General features: G+C 35.7%; 7 protein-coding genes and 4 rRNA genes. 10 read left to right on the forward strand and 1 reads right to left on the reverse strand.

The window, feature by feature from the left end; genetic code table 4:
- Window positions 1-43: 43 nt before the first annotated feature.
- The 3 genes from MCRO_RS00815 to rpsO all read left to right on the forward strand — a co-directional run bounded on the left by MCRO_RS00815 (window position 44) and on the right by rpsO (window position 4,938).
- Window positions 44-2,740: a lipoprotein 17-related variable surface protein gene (locus tag MCRO_RS00815; protein ID WP_013054235.1), complete on the forward strand. Its 2,697-nt coding sequence runs from the start codon at window positions 44-46 to the stop codon at window positions 2,738-2,740.
- Between the two features lie 162 nt (window positions 2,741-2,902).
- Entirely contained in the window at window positions 2,903-4,480 is a 1,578-nt protein-coding gene (locus tag MCRO_RS00820) for a hypothetical protein (RefSeq protein WP_013054552.1), read from the forward strand.
- A gap of 191 nt (window positions 4,481-4,671) precedes the next feature.
- Window positions 4,672-4,938 carry a 30S ribosomal protein S15 gene (rpsO, locus tag MCRO_RS00825; protein WP_013054804.1) on the forward strand — a complete coding sequence of 89 codons (267 nt, stop codon included), beginning with the start codon at window positions 4,672-4,674 and terminating at the stop codon, window positions 4,936-4,938.
- A gap of 33 nt (window positions 4,939-4,971) precedes the next feature.
- Here the strand turns inward: rpsO and MCRO_RS00830 are convergent, their stop codons facing one another.
- Entirely contained in the window at window positions 4,972-5,604 is a 633-nt protein-coding gene (locus tag MCRO_RS00830) for a hypothetical protein (protein ID WP_041594006.1), read from the reverse strand.
- 134 nt (window positions 5,605-5,738) lie between these two features.
- On the opposite strand from MCRO_RS00830, the gene recA reads away from it, so the two are divergent.
- The 7 genes from recA to MCRO_RS00865 all read left to right on the forward strand — a co-directional run bounded on the left by recA (window position 5,739) and on the right by MCRO_RS00865 (window position 18,758).
- Window positions 5,739-6,722, forward strand: coding sequence for a recombinase RecA (gene recA / locus MCRO_RS00835; RefSeq protein WP_013054380.1), 984 nt, complete (start codon window positions 5,739-5,741; stop codon window positions 6,720-6,722).
- Window positions 6,723-6,744: 22 nt separating this feature from the next.
- Window positions 6,745-7,563: a TIGR00282 family metallophosphoesterase gene (locus MCRO_RS00840; protein ID WP_013054757.1), complete on the forward strand. Its 819-nt coding sequence runs from the start codon at window positions 6,745-6,747 to the stop codon at window positions 7,561-7,563.
- 223 nt (window positions 7,564-7,786) lie between these two features.
- Window positions 7,787-9,290, forward strand: a 16S ribosomal RNA gene (locus MCRO_RS00845).
- Window positions 9,291-9,618: 328 nt separating this feature from the next.
- Window positions 9,619-12,507 (forward strand): 23S ribosomal RNA (locus MCRO_RS00850).
- A 265-nt stretch (window positions 12,508-12,772) separates the two neighbouring features.
- The gene (locus tag MCRO_RS00855) at window positions 12,773-13,828 is read left to right on the forward strand and encodes a hypothetical protein (RefSeq protein ID WP_041594007.1); all 1,056 of its coding nucleotides are present in this window, start codon (window positions 12,773-12,775) and stop codon (window positions 13,826-13,828) included.
- A gap of 205 nt (window positions 13,829-14,033) precedes the next feature.
- Window positions 14,034-15,537, forward strand: a 16S ribosomal RNA gene (locus MCRO_RS00860).
- 328 nt (window positions 15,538-15,865) lie between these two features.
- Window positions 15,866-18,758: ribosomal RNA gene (locus MCRO_RS00865) — 23S ribosomal RNA — on the forward strand.
- Together the 16S and 23S rRNA genes form the textbook arrangement of a ribosomal RNA operon.
- Window positions 18,759-18,825: the final 67 nt, after the last annotated feature.

Genomic DNA, 18,825 nt, shown 5'->3' on the forward strand with positions numbered 1-18,825 from the left:
TTTTCAATTTTAATATAATTATTATGAAAACAAAGAGGTAAAAATGAAAAAAATTAATAAATTAAAAATGTTTGGAGTATTAGCAATTGCAATTTCTTTTGCACCTATTGCTATGTCTACTTCATGTAAAAAAATTGATGATAAAAAACCAGTTACTCCTCCCACCCCAGGTAAAGAAAAAACTGATAAAGAATTAATTGATGAAGAAGTATTAAAGGTAAAACTTTCTATTAAAGGCTTAGAAGAAACTAAATACAATACCAAATTTGCTGATGAAATTAATAAAACCGATATTGTATTAAATGGCTATGATACAGCTAAATATACATCAACAATTGAAGAATTTAAAACTTCAAAAGATGAAGGTAAAATAACAGTTAAATATACATTAAAACTTACAAAAGACAACAAAATAGTAAGTAAGCAAATGACTCATGAATTTAAAAACTTTAAAGTTGCAGCAACCACCCCGGTTGTAAAAACTGATAAAGAATTAATTGATGAAGAAGTATTAAAGGTAAAACTTTCTATTAAAGGCTTAGAAGAATCTAAATACAATACAAAATTTGCTGATGAAATTAATAAAACCGATATTGTATTAAATGGCTATGATACAGCTAAATATACATCAACAATTGAAGAATTTAAAACTTCAAAAGATGAAGGTAAAATAACAGTTAAATATACATTAAAACTTACAAAAGACAACAAAATAGTAAGTAAGCAAATGACTCATGAATTTAAAAATTTCAAGATTATAACCGAAGAAGATTTAATTAATGATGAATTTGCAAAAGTTACATATTCAATTGATAAGTTAGAAGAAAGTGCATACCCAACTAAAAAAGCAAGCGAAATTACAAAAGCAATGTTATTGTTCGATGGTTATGAAAAGACTAAGTATGAAGTTATAGTGGTTAATTTTGTAACAGATGATTCATTAGGAACAATTAATTTTACATATCAACTTAAGTTAACTGCTAAACCAACAGTTTTAAGTTTGACAAAAAACGTTGTCTTAACTAAGTTTAAAATTGATACAACCATTGTTAAAAGCGCAGAAGATACTGAAGTTGAAAAAATAACAGTTTCAATTTTGGGTATTAACGTTGTTGATTATCCTAAACATGTACCAGATGAATTTGAATTTGATTCATCCGTTGAACTTAATGGATATGATAAATCTAAATATTTAGCAAGTGTTGAAAAAATTACTTCGGATAGGTTTGAAGGAACTTTAAGTGTAACTGTTAAAATTACAAATCAAGCTGACACAACAAAAGTAAGTAAATTAAGAACCATTCTTGTAAATGGTTTTCAAAAAAATACCAAAACCGAAAAACAAATAGCTGATGAAGAAGTGATGAAACTAAAATTTATTATTAATGGAGTTGAAGAAAAAGATTACAAAGATACTCTTCCAGAAGATATAGATAAACTACAAATTCAATTAATAAATTACTTGTCAGAGCGTTTTGATGCTGAAATTACAACTTTTAGTGCTGATAATAAAATAGGTAAAATTACTTTCAATGTTAAATTAACAAGTAAATATGACAATAAAATTATGAGTAGAGAAAGAACAATCGAGATTAATGGGTTAAAAACATCTACAAAAACAGCTAAAGAATTAATTGATGAAGAGGCTAAAAAAGCAACATTAAAAATTAAAACATATGAAGAAGCAGATTATCCAAACATCTCGCTTATTGATTTAAATAATTATGATGTAAGTGTTATTAATATTAATTCAACTAAATATTATGGAACCATCACTCATTTTAAAAGAGATGTAGAATTAGGAAAATTAACAGTTAAATTTAAATTGAGTTTATTAGTACCTTCAGCAACTCCGCTTGAAAGTGAAGAAATAACAAAAGAAATAACCACATTTAAAAGAGTTAATATTCAAGAAGAAATAGATAAAGAAATAGACAAAATAAAAATTATTGAAATATCAGGAATTGAAAAAGCAAATTATCCTAAACACTTAGCTAGTTCTATAACCAAAGACAAAGTTAAGCCAAATACAGGTGTAATTAACCAAAATCTCTACTATGCAATTGTTGATGAAGTTAATGCTGATGATGAAGCCGGAAAATTAACTGTTAAATTCCACTTAAAATTTCTTAATGGATTAACTATAATAAGTAAAACAAATACTATGGTTCTAGATAATTTCAAGAAAAAAACACAAAAAGAATTAATTGACGAAGAACTTGCAAAAGTAAAAGTGGCTATTAAAGGTATACCTACAACTGAATATAAAAATAAACAAGCAAGTGAAATTAAAGAAGATCAACTTGAATTTACAGGATTTAATACTGAAAGATATGAAGTTAAGGTTGAAAACTTTAAGACTGATAATAGAACAAGTAAAGTAACTTTTGATTATTATCTACAAACAAAAGCAACACCAGTTACAATAAGTGCTAAAAAATTTGGTTTTGAAATTACAGGCTTTAAAGTACTTACAGAAATGGAATTATTAGAATTACAACTTAAACTTATAAAATATAGTTATGTTGGTAAAAAAGAAGATATTAAAGCTTCAACAGCAGATAAAGGAAGAATATCTATTAATGATTATGATCCAACAAACTTTGACAAAACAGAAGTAACTATTACAAATACAAACGATGCAGAAGGAAAACTTACATTCACATACACATTAAAATCTAAAAAAGACACTACCGTAACTAAATTAGTTACCGTTGTAATGGAAGGATTTAAGAAATAACATCATTTTTCTAAAATTAACCAGGCTTGTGCTTGGTTAATTTTTTTAAAAACTAGTATTAAGCAACTTATAAAACTTAAATTTTAAAAAAACTTCAAGTTTACTAAAAAAGGAAAAAACAGCATTTCATTTCTATATAATATTTTATAAATAGGGGTTAAAATGAAAAAAATAAACAAGTTAAAAACGTTCTTAATATTGAATGGGGTTATATCTTTTATACCATTAGTCATATCAACATCTTGTGATAATAAGAAAGAACATAAACCTGATTCTTCACTAGATATGCCCACTGTTCCTAAAGATAAAGAAAAAACAGCTAAAGAATTAATTGATGAAGAAATAGATAAAACAAATATAACAATTGATGGGCTAGAAGTGCAAAAATATAATACAAAATTTGCTGATGAAATAACAGAATCGATCACTAACATAAATGGCTACGATAAAGCTAAATATGGTTTTGTTATACAAAAATTTACTACTTTAAAATTAGAAGGTAAAATTACTATTACATATTCATTAAACACTAAAGATGAAAAAAGTAAAATTATTAGTAAATCAATAACTAAAGAACTAAGTGGCTTCAAACTTGAAAAAATCAGTACCATTAGCAATGAGGATAAAGAACTTGTAAAAGTTAAAGTTTCTTTAGATTCGGTCGACAAAGATACCTATGGTGAACACGTTCCTGATGAGTTTGATGAAACAAGTATTTTATTTAGTGATTATGATGAAACTAAATATGAAGCAAATGTAATTAAGTTAACACCTGATAGACTTCAAGGAACATTAACTATTGAGTATAACATTTCAAATAAAGAAGATAGTGCTAAAGTTAGTAAAATAGCATCATTTGTTTTATCAGGATTTGAAAAAAATACAAAGACAACTAAAGAATTAATTGATGAAGAAGTATTAAAAGTAAAAGTTAATATTAATAATATTGAAGCTGAAAACTATTCAAAATATTATGCTAGTGAAATTCCTGAATTTGACTTAGTAATAAGTGAATATTCATCAAGATATACAATACATCGAGATGAATTTAAATTCGATAATAAAACAGGTAAGGTATCAATAAAATATTGATTAGAATTAAGTTATGATCACTCTATAGTTAGTGACAAAAAAGTCTATGAAATAATCGGATTCAAACAAACTGATAAATCACTTCAAGAATTAATTAATGAAGCAGCTGAATCAACGAAGATTACTGTAAAAGACATACTTGAAGAAAACTATCCAAAATCATTTTTAACAGAAGTCAAAGACAAGGATATAAAAATAACTGGATATAATGATACTATTTATATAAGTAAAATTAAAAGTATTGAAATTAAACCAACTGAAGGAAAAATAACAGTTGTTTATACTTTAAAAGAGTCGATAGGTAGTTTAGAAAGTGTTGAAAAAACAAAGATAATCACAGCGTTTAAAAAGTTTGATATTTCTATTAAAAAATCATTGGATTTAGAAGTGGATAAAATTACTGATTTCACTATAGATGAGTTAGATAAGTCTAAATATTTAACTGTTTTAGCAAGTACGATTGATGTAAATAAAATTAAACCAGTTTTATCGGTAGTTGATTTAACTAAATATGATTTTAAAATTAATGAAATTAAAGCGGAAGATAAAACTGGAACTATAAGTATAAAATATCACTTAAATCTAAAAAGTGATCAAATGTATATAAGTAAAATTAATACATTTGTAATAAAAGGATTTAGATTATAAAGTTAATATAAAATACAAGCAATCAATTTTGATTAATCATTCTTTGTAAAGGTGTTAAAAATTAGAAAATAATTGAGCATTTTTAAAATTTTATTGCTATAATAATTTCGTTATTTATTAACTGAAAAATTCTGTACTAGGTTTATATATTAAATATATGCTTGGTTAGAACATAATTAAAGGAGACAATTATGGTTACAAAAGAAAGAAAAGCTGAACTTGTTAAAAAGTATGGTGCTAACCCTAAGGATACAGGTGCAACATTTGTTCAAATAGCAATTTTAACTGAAGAAATCGAAGATTTAAAACCTCACTTTTTAAACAATCCAAAAGACAATCACTCACGTCGTGGATTTATGGCTAAAATTTCAAAACGTAAAGTTTTATTACAACACTTAAAGAAATCAAATTTTGATTTATATAATAAATGTTTAGAAGACCTTGGAATTCGTAAATAAAAAAATAAGCAACTTAACGAAGGCTGCTTATTTTTATTTTCTGTTTTCGTATGATAAAAATTTGTTTATCAGTGCTTTTTCTAAAATGTCTCCAAGATATGTAACATCATTTCTTGAAAGAATAAGTTTATTAAATATTCTAATATAAATAATAATTGAAACTAATGTAATAATAGCCATAATAAAAGCACACAATCCAAAAGATAGCATTACCATAATTGCCTTAGAAAAATTTAGTGTGAAATTAATTGAGATACCATAAAATATTCCAGCAATACTATTTACAAAAATATTTATGCTTAAAAAAGCTATTATCATTGTTAATTTAAGAATATTTATTAGGTTCTTGGGGGGCTTAGTTCCCGATGCTATTTTATAAACCATGAATCTTACAGGTTTATAATCTTTAACAAATCACTTTATAACAGGATTAAACAAAAACAATGAATAGAGCTTATTATTGTCATCTTTATATTTTTCAAATGTTTGAATATATAAAATATTAATAGATGAATAAAATAAAAAAAGTGCTGAAAAGTCATGTATTAATCAACCAAAAAAAGAAAAATATTTAGAAACTCAACCAAGTAGAAGAAAAGTAATCCCTATTCCCAAACAAAATAAGGAGATTAAAAAACAAAGTTTAAATTTATTAATCTTTTTCATATTTTTCAATTATATATTTTTCTTTTAATTAATATAATTTAATTAATAAACAAAATAACAAACATGGAAAAAAATCTTTTTTGTTCTTTTTTTGTTCGTATTATTTTTTTTATTAATAGCATCATGGAGGAAAGATGATTAAAGAAGAAGAAAAAAACATAATTATCAAAGAAGCTTTAAATGCTATTGGTAAAAAATTTGGTAAAGAATCTATCATGCTATTAGGTAGTGTAACCGATGTAACTATTGATACCTTTTCAAGTGGTTCTCATTCACTCAATAAGATTTTAGGAGTTGGTGGATTTCCTAAAGGAAGGATTATTGAAATTTATGGGCCTGAAAGTTCAGGTAAAACAACGGTTTGTTTACATGCTATTGCTGAAATTCAAAAAAAAGGCGGACTTGCAGCTTTTATAGATGCTGAACATTCAATAGATCCTAATTATGCATCTAATATAGGTGTTAAGGTTGATGAACTTATTTTATCTCAACCGGATTCGGGTGAACAAGCTTTAGAAATAGTTGATTTATTAGCTAGATCAGGAAATATTGATTTAATAGTTGTTGATTCGGTGGCTGCTCTAGTTCCGGAAGCGGAACTTCAAGGTGAAATGAAAGACCAACAAATCGGAACACAAGCAAGGTTAATGTCTAAAGCACTAAGAAAAATAGCTGGAACATTAAATAAAAACAAAACAACAGTTATTTTTGTTAACCAAATCAGAGAAAAAGTAGGTGTTATTTTTGGTAATCCAGAAACTACTTCAGGTGGTAGAGCCCTTAAATTCTATGCTTCAATTCGTGTTGAAGTTAGAAAAGGGGCAAATATAAGTGATTCTAAAGACATTGTTGGAAATGAAATTAAATTCAAAGTGGTAAAAAACAAACTTGCTGCACCTTATAAAAGTGCAACAAGTGAAATAATATTTTCACGAGGAATTAATGCTACAAAAGAATTAATAGATTTAGCAATTGAAGCAAATTTAATATCTAAAAAAGGCTCTTGATATAGTATTGACGATAAAAATGTTGCGCAAGGTGAAAAATCACTTGAAGCATACATTGAAGACAATATAGATCTTAAAAATGATTTAATGAAAAAACTTAACTTAATTTAGTCTTATATATTATAATTAACACATGAATAAAAAGGGAATAAACTTATTATTTCTTGGCGATGTATTTGGCGAACTGGGAATTAAAATAATAGAAGATATGCTTCCGGGCTTAATTAAAAAATGAAAAATTGATTTTGTAGTTGCTCAAAGTGAAAATGTTTCAGATAGAAAAGGTTTTATAGAAGCTGATTATTTGAGATTAAAAGCTGCTGGTGTCAATGCTTTTACTCTTGGAAATCATGTATGATCAAAACCAGACATTTTGAAAATAATTAATAACGAAGATATTATTAGACCTCTGAATATAGAAGAGTCATATCCCGGTAAAGGTTCAAACATCTTTACCCTTCCTAATGATGTAACAATTAGAGTTACTTCATTAATGGGAATAACCTTTAATCATCTTCTTCCTCCATGAGAAGAAGAGTATGCAAATAACTTTTTTGACTATATAGATGATATTATTGAGAACGGTCGAAAAAGTGATTTCCATTTCATTGACTTCCATGCAGAAACTACTTCAGAAAAGAATGTTCTTGCCTTATATTTGGATGGAAAAATAGATGGTATATGTGGTACGCACACGCATGTTCAAACTAATGATGCCCGTATACTACCTAATGGAACAGCATTTATAACAGATGCCGGAATGAGTGGTCCATCCAATTGTGCAATTGGAGCAAACTTCCAAGAAGTTTATGAAAAAATGAGATACGGATCTAAAGTTAGATATAAAGCAGGAAATAATGAACCACAATTTAATGGTGTGTTAATGCAGCTTAATATAAATAAAAAGCTTAATAAAATTACTCCTATAAATATAGGACCTAAATTAAAATAATGGTGTGCCGTGGCAAACCATTATTTTTATAGCAATTAATATTAATATACGCGCGCGTATATACATTTATAAATATTAATTACTAAATTAAATACCTATAAAAATATTTTAATTATTTTGTTTGGAAATATTTTTTTTATCTTATAATAGTTAAGCAAGCTTTAAATTAGCAAGCATGAGTTCTTTGAAAACTAGATATATACAATATAACATGACAGTCAATTTTTTCGAGAGTTTGATCCTGGCTCAGGATGAACGCTGGCTGTGTGCCTAATACATGCATGTCGAGCGGAGCCTTTCGGGGCTTAGCGGCGAATGGGTGAGTAACACGTGCCTAACGTGCCTCTTAGATTGGAATAACGATTAGAAATGATCGCTAATGCCGGATACTTATTAGTTTCACATGAAACTAATATAAAAGGAGCGTTTGCTCCACTAAGAGATCGGGGTGCGTAACATTAGTTTGTTGGTGGGGTAATGGCTCACCAAGACGATGATGTTTAGCGGGGTTGAGAGACTGATCCGCCACACTGGGACTGAGATACGGCCCAGACTCCTACGGGAGGCAGCAGTAGGGAATTTTCCACAATGGACGAAAGTCTGATGGAGCGACACAGCGTGCAGGAAGACGGCCTTCGGGTTGTAAACTGCTGTTATAAGGGAAGAAAAAGTAGTGCAGGAAATGGCATTACCTTGACGGTACCTTATCAGAAAGCAACGGCTAACTATGTGCCAGCAGCCGCGGTAATACATAGGTTGCAAGCGTTATCCGGAATTATTGGGCGTAAAGCGTCTGTAGGTTGTTTGTTAAGTCTGACGTTAAAACTTGGAGCTCAACTCCAAATTGCGTTGGATACTGGCAAGCTAGAGTTATGTAGAGGTAAGCGGAATTCCTTGTGAAGCGGTGAAATGCGTAGATATAAGGAAGAACATCAATTGGCGAAGGCAGCTTACTGGGCATATACTGACACTGAGAGACGAAAGCGTGGGGAGCAAACAGGATTAGATACCCTGGTAGTCCACGCCGTAAACGATGATGATTAGCTGATGGGAACCATCGGCGCAGCTAACGCATTAAATCATCCGCCTGAGTAGTATGCTCGCAAGAGTGAAACTTAAAGGAATTGACGGGGACCCGCACAAGCGGTGGAGCATGTGGTTTAATTTGAAGATACGCGAAGAACCTTACCCTCTCTTGACATCTTCCGCAAAGCTATAGAGATATAGTGGAGGTTAACGGAAAGACAGATGGTGCATGGTTGTCGTCAGCTCGTGTCGTGAGATGTTTGGTTAAGTCCTGCAACGAGCGCAACCCTTATCCTTAGTTAAATATTCTAGGGAGACTGCCCGAGTAATCGGGAGGAAGGTGGGGATGACGTCAAATCATCATGCCTCTTACGAGAGGGGCAACACACGTGCTACAATGGGAAGTACAAAGAGACGCAATACGGCGACGTTAAGCAAATCTCATAAAACTTCTCTCAGTTCGGATTGGAGTCTGCAACTCGACTCCATGAAGTCGGAATCGCTAGTAATCGTAGATCAGCTACGCTACGGTGAATACGTTCTCGGGTCTTGTACACACCGCCCGTCACACCATGGGAGCTGGTAATGCCCGAAGTCGGTTTTGTCAACTACGGAGACAACTGCCTAAGGCAGGACTGGTGACTGGGGTGAAGTCGTAACAAGGTATCCCTACGAGAACGTGGGGATGGATTACCTCCTTTCTACGGAGTACAGTTGTTACAAAATGTCACAACACTTACAATAAAGACTAATTAATATAATAAATAAACAAGGCGTCATGTTCTAATGATTTTAGTCCATTAGGTATATCTAGTTTTGAGAGAACTCTCTCATTTGTTCTTTGAAAACTGAATAGTAAAGAATATTGATATGAACAACGACATCAATAAATAAAATTAACAAAAACAATTTTGTCAATTTGTTTTGATCATCGAGAAATTTATTACATCAAGTAATAATTCATTGAAATGTCTTAAAATACATCAACAATAGGAAAATACATAACAATAAATATTTTGAAAGTTGTACTTTTAAATAAGTAAGAGTTTGTGGTGGATGCCTTGGGTCTGGAAGTCGAAGAAGGACGTGATTACCTGCGATAAGCCTCGTGGAGCTGGATATACGCTTCGAAACGGGGATTTCCGAATGGGGAAACCTAATTAGAGTAATGTCTAATTGCTTTGCAATGAATAAAATAGTTGCATAGACGAGATACGTTGTGAACTGAAACATCTTAGTAGCAACAGGAAGAGAAAATAAATAATGATTCCATTAGTAGCGGCGAGCGAACGTGGAAGAGCCCAAACCAACACATGTTGGGGTTGTAGGACAGTCTACATAAAGTTACAAAACTTTATCATAGCAGAAGAAGCTGGGAAGCTTCGGCATAGAGGGTGATACCCCCGTATGCGAAATGGTAAAGACTTTTGACTGTATCCTGAGTAGGGCGGGGCACGTGAAACCCTGTCTGAATCTGCCGGGACCATCCGGCAAGGCTAAATACTAACCAGACACCGATAGTGAACTAGTACCGTGAGGGAAAGGTGAAAAGAACCCCGGGAGGGGAGTGAAATAGATTCTGAAACCACTTACTTACAATTAGTCAGAGCCCGTTAATGGGTGATGGCGTACATCTTGCAGTATGGACCGGCGAGTTATGTTAACATGCGAGGTTAAGTGGATAAAAGCGGAGCCGCAGAGAAATCGAGTCTTAATAGGGCGTTTAGTATGTTGACATAGAACCGAAACCAGGTGATCTATTCATGAGCAGGCTGAAACTTAGTTAAACCTAAGCGGAGGGCCGAACCGTAGTACGCTGAAAAGTGCCCGGATGACTTGTGAATAGGGGAGAAATTCCAATCGAACTTGGAGATAGCTGTTTCTCCTCGAAATAGCTTTAGGGCTAGCGTGTGATGTTAAGTTTTGGTGGTAGAGCACTGAATGTGGAATGGCCGCGCCTAGCGGTACTGACTATAATCAAACTCCGAATACCATTACGTATCATCATGCAGTCGGAACCGGGGTGCTAACGTCCCGGCTCGCGAGGGCAACAACCCAGATCGTCGGCTAAGGTCCCAAAATCGTGTTAAGTGAGAAAGGTTGTGAGATTTCATAAACAACTAGGAAGTTGGCTTAGAAGCAGCCATCTTTTAAAGAGTGCGTAATAGCTCACTAGTCAAGAGATCTTGCGCCAATAATGTAACGGGACTAAAACACGATACCGAAGCCACGGGTACGAAAGTACGTTAGAGGAGCGTTCTTATCAGCGGAGAAGCATGACCGTAAGGACATGTGGAGCGATAAGAAGTGAGAATGCCGGTATGAGTAACGATTCGAAGTGAGAATCTTCGACGCCTATTGGGAAAGGTTTCCTGGGGAAGGTTCGTCCACCCAGGGTTAGTCAGGACCTAAGGAGAGGCTGAAAAGCGTATCCGATGGACAACAGGTTAATATTCCTGTACTGTCTAATATTAGTGATGGAGTGACGGAGAAGGATAGTGATACCCATTAATGGATTTGGGGGTAAGCAATAACTGGTGAGTGTAGTAAAATGCGCACTCTATAACCGGGAGTTGTGATGCATAGTGAAAGGCAACAAGTAGCGAATTTCATGATTCCACACTTCCTAGAAAAGCTTCTAAACGTTTAAATATTAGGCACCTGTACCGAGAACGGACACACGTTCCCAAGATGAGTATTCTAAGGCGAGCGAGAAAACCAATGTTAAGGAACTCTGCAAAATGACCCCGTAAGTTCGCGAGAAGGGGCGCCCATGAAAATGGGCCACAGTAAATTATGAGGGGCAACTGTTTATCAAAAACACAGCTCTCTGCTAAACCGCAAGGTGAAGTATAGGGGGTGAAGCCTGCCCAGTGCCCGAAGGTTAAGTGGATGCGTTAGCTTTAAGCGAAGCGTTGAAATGAAGCCCGGGTGAACGGCGGCCGTAACTATAACGGTCCTAAGGTAGCGAAATTCCTTGTCGGCTAAATACTGACCTGCACGAAAGGCGCAATGATCTCTCAACTGTCTCAACATTGGACTCGGTGAAATTATGGTCCCAGTGAAAACGCTGGGTACCCGCATCAAGACGAAAAGACCCCATGGAGCTTTACTATAACTTCGTATTGGAACTTGGCCTAACATGTGTAGGATAGGTGGGAGACTTTGAAACTAAGGCGCTAGCCTTAGTGGAGTCGTCCTTGAAATACCACCCTTGGTATGTTGAGTTTCTAACCTGCCGCCCTTATCGGGTGGGGGGACAGTGCGTGGTGGGTAGTTTGACTGGGGCGGTCGCCTCCTAAAAGGTAACGGAGGCGTTCAAAGGTACACTCAATACGGTCAGAAACCGTATGTAGAGCGCAAAGGTAGAAGTGTGCTTAACTGCGAGACCAACAAGTCGAGCAGATGCGAAAGCAGGACTTAGTGATCCGGCTGTACGTCATGGAACGGCAGTCGCTCAACGGATAAAAGTTACCCTGGGGATAACAGGCTTATCTTGCCCAAGAGATCACATCGACGGCAAGGTTTGGCACCTCGATGTCGGCTCATCGCATCCTGGAGCTGGAGTAGGTTCCAAGGGTTTGGCTGTTCGCCAATTAAAGCGGTACGCGAGCTGGGTTCAGAACGTCGTGAGACAGTTCGGTCCCTATCTGATGTGGCGTTGGAATATTGATGAGAGCTGCTCTTAGTACGAGAGGACCGGAGTGGACATACCGCTGGTGTTCCAGTTGTTTCGCCAGAAGCATAGCTGGGTAGCCAAGTATGGAAAGGATAACCGCTGAAAGCATCTAAGTGGGAAGCTCTCAGAGATAAGTATTCCCTTGAAATTCTTGTAGACGACGAGGTTGATAGGATGGAAGTGTACGTGTAGCAATACATTCAGCTGACCATTACTAATAAATTGAAAGGTTTAAAAGTAAGATGTCAATTAAGACATTTTAATGAATTATGATTAAGCATCTTTACATTCAGTTTTGAGAGAACAAAGTCCAAAATGGACATTTTTTTTATCTTTTTTTACTATGTATAAGTCGAATAAGATAAATGCTATATTTTTTTGCATTAACATTTTATTTTGAACATAATAATTTTTACAAATTGAAATAAGAAATTATTGGTAATAAATACATTTTTCAAGCCCTAAAAAGCATTTTTGCTAATTTTTATATATAATTTTATTATTATGGAAAAAATATTTGACAATTTCGGTCTTAATTCAGATTTTTGTTCTTTTGAAAAGGTAACATTTAGCCCCAATGAACTAAGAGAAATCAAAAAAATAGCAACATATGCTACAAAATCACTTGATAGTGACCTACTTGAAGAACAACTAAAACTCATAATAATTAACAAATTAGAAAAATGACCTCATAAATTTAATGAATCTAAAAAGGAAATTGTTATTGATAAATGCATTAATACAAATAACTTATCACGCGGTTTTTGTCACATCACCAATAGAATTTTGAAGGTTACACATTTTAAATTTTTAAACGCTTGTGTCAAAAGAATTATTAAGTCACTTAAATACAAACCTAAAGTAACGTTTGAAAATTGTGTAATGGTTTTAATGAATTCAAAAACTTATAGTAATAAAGGTTTGCTAATTAATGAACAAGAATATTTATGTGAACGTAAAAATAATTTTTTGAAAGCAATAGATATACCTTATGGTTTTTTTCAATTAGTAGGTGATTTTGCAATAAAAGAAAATTATTTATATAAAGATACAGTAACCCATTTTTTTAAAAAAGAAGAATTTTCGCAATCTACTGAAATAAGAAATTTATTTTTGGTAATTCCAGCTTTATTAGAATTGATAGAAAATTTCTATTTAAATGAATACTTTAAAATTGATGACAAACACTTGTGAAATTATATTGAAGATTATTTTTATACACAAAGGAATATAAATAGAAAGGTTTATATTCCTAGCCCATATGCAATATCTGAATGAATTAGTAATTATTATAAGATCACTCGTGAAGAAGCAAAAATACTTTATTCAAAAATTGCAAAAGGAATAAAACACGAAAATACACTATATTGATTATTATCATCTTTATACTTTTATTATTTTGACGAATTTAATGACCAAGAGTTTGTAAAATTTTTAAAATCAAACTTTATTTACTCATTTACTTTTGAATTTAAGCATTTAAGTAATTACAAAATAGCTAAAATGTTTTTTATGATTCATAAACTTTATTTCTTTTATTCTAATGAACAATCAGAATAGTCCTTTTATTTATGAAAAATCAAATGTAAAACTTTTTATATAATGCTTTTTTAGAGAGTTTTTTTATTAGAAATTTTATTTGAAAAAAAATGAAAAAAAAGTTTGGATTATTTTTTTTTAGCATATAATTGTTAAGCAAGCCTTTTCAAAAGGAAGCATGAGTTCTTTGAAAACTAGATATATACAATATAACATGACAGTCAATTTTTTCGAGAGTTTGATCCTGGCTCAGGATGAACGCTGGCTGTGTGCCTAATACATGCATGTCGAGCGGAGCCTTTCGGGGCTTAGCGGCGAATGGGTGAGTAACACGTGCCTAACGTGCCTCTTAGATTGGAATAACGATTAGAAATGATCGCTAATGCCGGATACTTATTAGTTTCACATGAAACTAATATAAAAGGAGCGTTTGCTCCACTAAGAGATCGGGGTGCGTAACATTAGTTTGTTGGTGGGGTAATGGCTCACCAAGACGATGATGTTTAGCGGGGTTGAGAGACTGATCCGCCACACTGGGACTGAGATACGGCCCAGACTCCTACGGGAGGCAGCAGTAGGGAATTTTCCACAATGGACGAAAGTCTGATGGAGCGACACAGCGTGCAGGAAGACGGCCTTCGGGTTGTAAACTGCTGTTATAAGGGAAGAAAAAGTAGTGCAGGAAATGGCATTACCTTGACGGTACCTTATCAGAAAGCAACGGCTAACTATGTGCCAGCAGCCGCGGTAATACATAGGTTGCAAGCGTTATCCGGAATTATTGGGCGTAAAGCGTCTGTAGGTTGTTTGTTAAGTCTGACGTTAAAACTTGGAGCTCAACTCCAAATTGCGTTGGATACTGGCAAGCTAGAGTTATGTAGAGGTAAGCGGAATTCCTTGTGAAGCGGTGAAATGCGTAGATATAAGGAAGAACATCAATTGGCGAAGGCAGCTTACTGGGCATATACTGACACTGAGAGACGAAAGCGTGGGGAGCAAACAGGATTAGATACCCTGGTAGTCCACGCCGTAAACGATGATGATTAGCTGATGGGAACCATCGGCGCAGCTAACGCATTAAATCATCCGCCTGAGTAGTATGCTCGCAAGAGTGAAACTTAAAGGAATTGACGGGGACCCGCACAAGCGGTGGAGCATGTGGTTTAATTTGAAGATACGCGAAGAACCTTACCCTCTCTTGACATCTTCCGCAAAGCTATAGAGATATAGTGGAGGTTAACGGAAAGACAGATGGTGCATGGTTGTCGTCAGCTCGTGTCGTGAGATGTTTGGTTAAGTCCTGCAACGAGCGCAACCCTTATCCTTAGTTAAATATTCTAGGGAGACTGCCCGAGTAATCGGGAGGAAGGTGGGGATGACGTCAAATCATCATGCCTCTTACGAGAGGGGCAACACACGTGCTACAATGGGAAGTACAAAGAGACGCAATACGGCGACGTTAAGCAAATCTCATAAAACTTCTCTCAGTTCGGATTGGAGTCTGCAACTCGACTCCATGAAGTCGGAATCGCTAGTAATCGTAGATCAGCTACGCTACGGTGAATACGTTCTCGGGTCTTGTACACACCGCCCGTCACACCATGGGAGCTGGTAATGCCCGAAGTCGGTTTTGTCAACTACGGAGACAACTGCCTAAGGCAGGACTGGTGACTGGGGTGAAGTCGTAACAAGGTATCCCTACGAGAACGTGGGGATGGATTACCTCCTTTCTACGGAGTACAGTTGTTACAAAATGTCACAACACTTACAATAAAGACTAATTAATATAATAAATAAACAAGGCGTCATGTTCTAATGATTTTAGTCCATTAGGTATATCTAGTTTTGAGAGAACTCTCTCATTTGTTCTTTGAAAACTGAATAGTAAAGAATATTGATATGAACAACGACATCAATAAATAAAATTAACAAAAACAATTTTGTCAATTTGTTTTGATCATCGAGAAATTTATTACATCAAGTAATAATTCATTGAAATGTCTTAAAATACATCAACAATAGGAAAATACATAACAATAAATATTTTGAAAGTTGTACTTTTAAATAAGTAAGAGTTTGTGGTGGATGCCTTGGGTCTGGAAGTCGAAGAAGGACGTGATTACCTGCGATAAGCCTCGTGGAGCTGGATATACGCTTCGAAACGGGGATTTCCGAATGGGGAAACCTAATTAGAGTAATGTCTAATTGCTTTGCAATGAATAAAATAGTTGCATAGACGAGATACGTTGTGAACTGAAACATCTTAGTAGCAACAGGAAGAGAAAATAAATAATGATTCCATTAGTAGCGGCGAGCGAACATGGAAGAGCCCAAACCAACACATGTTGGGGTTGTAGGACAGTCTACATAAAGTTACAAAACTTTATCATAGCAGAAGAAGCTGGGAAGCTTCGGCATAGAGGGTGATACCCCCGTATGCGAAATGGTAAAGACTTTTGACTGTATCCTGAGTAGGGCGGGGCACGTGAAACCCTGTCTGAATCTGCCGGGACCATCCGGCAAGGCTAAATACTAACCAGACACCGATAGTGAACTAGTACCGTGAGGGAAAGGTGAAAAGAACCCCGGGAGGGGAGTGAAATAGATTCTGAAACCACTTACTTACAATTAGTCAGAGCCCGTTAATGGGTGATGGCGTACATCTTGCAGTATGGACCGGCGAGTTATGTTAACATGCGAGGTTAAGTGGATAAAAGCGGAGCCGCAGAGAAATCGAGTCTTAATAGGGCGTTTAGTATGTTGACATAGAACCGAAACCAGGTGATCTATTCATGAGCACGCTGAAACTTAGTTAAACCTAAGCGGAGGGCCGAACCGTAGTACGCTGAAAAGTGCCCGGATGACTTGTGAATATGGGAGAAATTCCAATCGAACTTGGAGATAGCTGTTTCTCCTCGAAATAGCTTTAGGGCTAGCGTGTGATGTTAAGTTTTGGTGGTAGAGCACTGAATGTGGAATGGCCGCGCCTAGCGGTACTGACTATAATCAAACTCCGAATACCATTACGTATCATCATGCAGTCGGAACCGGGGTGCTAACGTCCCGGCTCGCGAGGGCAACAACCCAGATCGTCGGCTAAGGTCCCAAAATCGTGTTAAGTGAGAAAGGTTGTGAGATTTCATAAACAACTAGGAAGTTGGCTTAGAAGCAGCCATCTTTTAAAGAGTGCGTAATAGCTCACTAGTCAAGAGATCTTGCGCCAATAATGTAACGGGACTAAAACACGATACCGAAGCCACGGGTACGAAAGTACGTTAGAGGAGCGTTCTTATCAGCGGAGAAGCATGACCGTAAGGACATGTGGAGCGATAAGAAGTGAGAATGCCGGTATGAGTAACGATTCGAAGTGAGAATCTTCGACGCCTATTGGGAAAGGTTTCCTGGGGAAGGTTCGTCCACCCAGGGTTAGTCAGGACCTAAGGAGAGGCTGAAAAGCGTATCCGATGGACAACAGGTTAATATTCCTGTACTGTCTAATATTAGTGATGGAGTGACGGAGAAGGATAGTGATACCCATTAATGGATTTGGGGGTAAGCAATAACTGGTGAGTGTAGTAAAATGCGCACTCTATAACCGGGAGTTGTGATGCATAGTGAAAGGCAACAAGTAGCGAATTTCATGATTCCACACTTCCTAGAAAAGCTTCTAAACGTTTAAATATTAGGCACCTGTACCGAGAACGGACACACGTTCCCAAGATGAGTATTCTAAGGCGAGCGAGAAAACCAATGTTAAGGAACTCTGCAAAATGACCCCGTAAGTTCGCGAGAAGGGGCGCCCATGAAAATGGGCCACAGTAAATTATGAGGGGCAACTGTTTATCAAAAACACAGCTCTCTGCTAAACCGCAAGGTGAAGTATAGGGGGTGAAGCCTGCCCAGTGCCCGAAGGTTAAGTGGATGCGTTAGCTTTAAGCGAAGCGTTGAAATGAAGCCCGGGTGAACGGCGGCCGTAACTATAACGGTCCTAAGGTAGCGAAATTCCTTGTCGGCTAAATACTGACCTGCACGAAAGGCGCAATGATCTCTCAACTGTCTCAACATTGGACTCGGTGAAATTATGGTCCCAGTGAAAACGCTGGGTACCCGCATCAAGACGAAAAGACCCCATGGAGCTTTACTATAACTTCGTATTGGAACTTGGCCTAACATGTGTAGGATAGGTGGGAGACTTTGAAGCTAAGGCGCTAGCCTTAGTGGAGTCGTCCTTGAAATACCACCCTTGGTATGTTGAGTTTCTAACCTGCCGCCCTTATCGGGTGGGGGGACAGTGCGTGGTGGGTAGTTTGACTGGGGCGGTCGCCTCCTAAAAGGTAACGGAGGCGTTCAAAGGTACACTCAATACGGTCAGAAACCGTATGTAGAGCGCAAAGGTAGAAGTGTGCTTAACTGCGAGACCAACAAGTCGAGCAGATGCGAAAGCAGGACTTAGTGATCCGGCTGTACGTCATGGAACGGCAGTCGCTCAACGGATAAAAGTTACCCTGGGGATAACAGGCTTATCTTGCCCAAGAGATCACATCGACGGCAAGGTTTGGCACCTCGATGTCGGCTCATCGCATCCTGGAGCTGGAGTAGGTTCCAAGGGTTTGGCTGTTCGCCAATTAAAGCGGTACGCGAGCTGGGTTCAGAACGTCGTGAGACAGTTCGGTCCCTATCTGATGTGGGCGTTGGAATATTGATGAGAGCTGCTCTTAGTACGAGAGGACCGGAGTGGACATACCGCTGGTGTTCCAGTTGTTTCGCCAGAAGCATAGCTGGGTAGCCAAGTATGGAAAGGATAACCGCTGAAAGCATCTAAGTGGGAAGCCTCCTCAGAGATAAGTATTCCCTTGAAATTCCTTGTAGACGACGAGGTTGATAGGATGGAAGTGTACGTGTAGCAATACATTCAGCTGACCATTACTAATAAATTGAAAGGTTTAAAAGTAAGATGTCAATTAAGACATTTTAATGAATTATGATTAAGCATCTTTACATTCAGTTTTGAGAGAACA

The organism is Mycoplasma crocodyli MP145 (assembly GCF_000025845.1).
GTDB lineage: Bacteria > Bacillota_I > Bacilli_A > Mycoplasmatales > Metamycoplasmataceae > Mycoplasmopsis > Mycoplasmopsis crocodyli.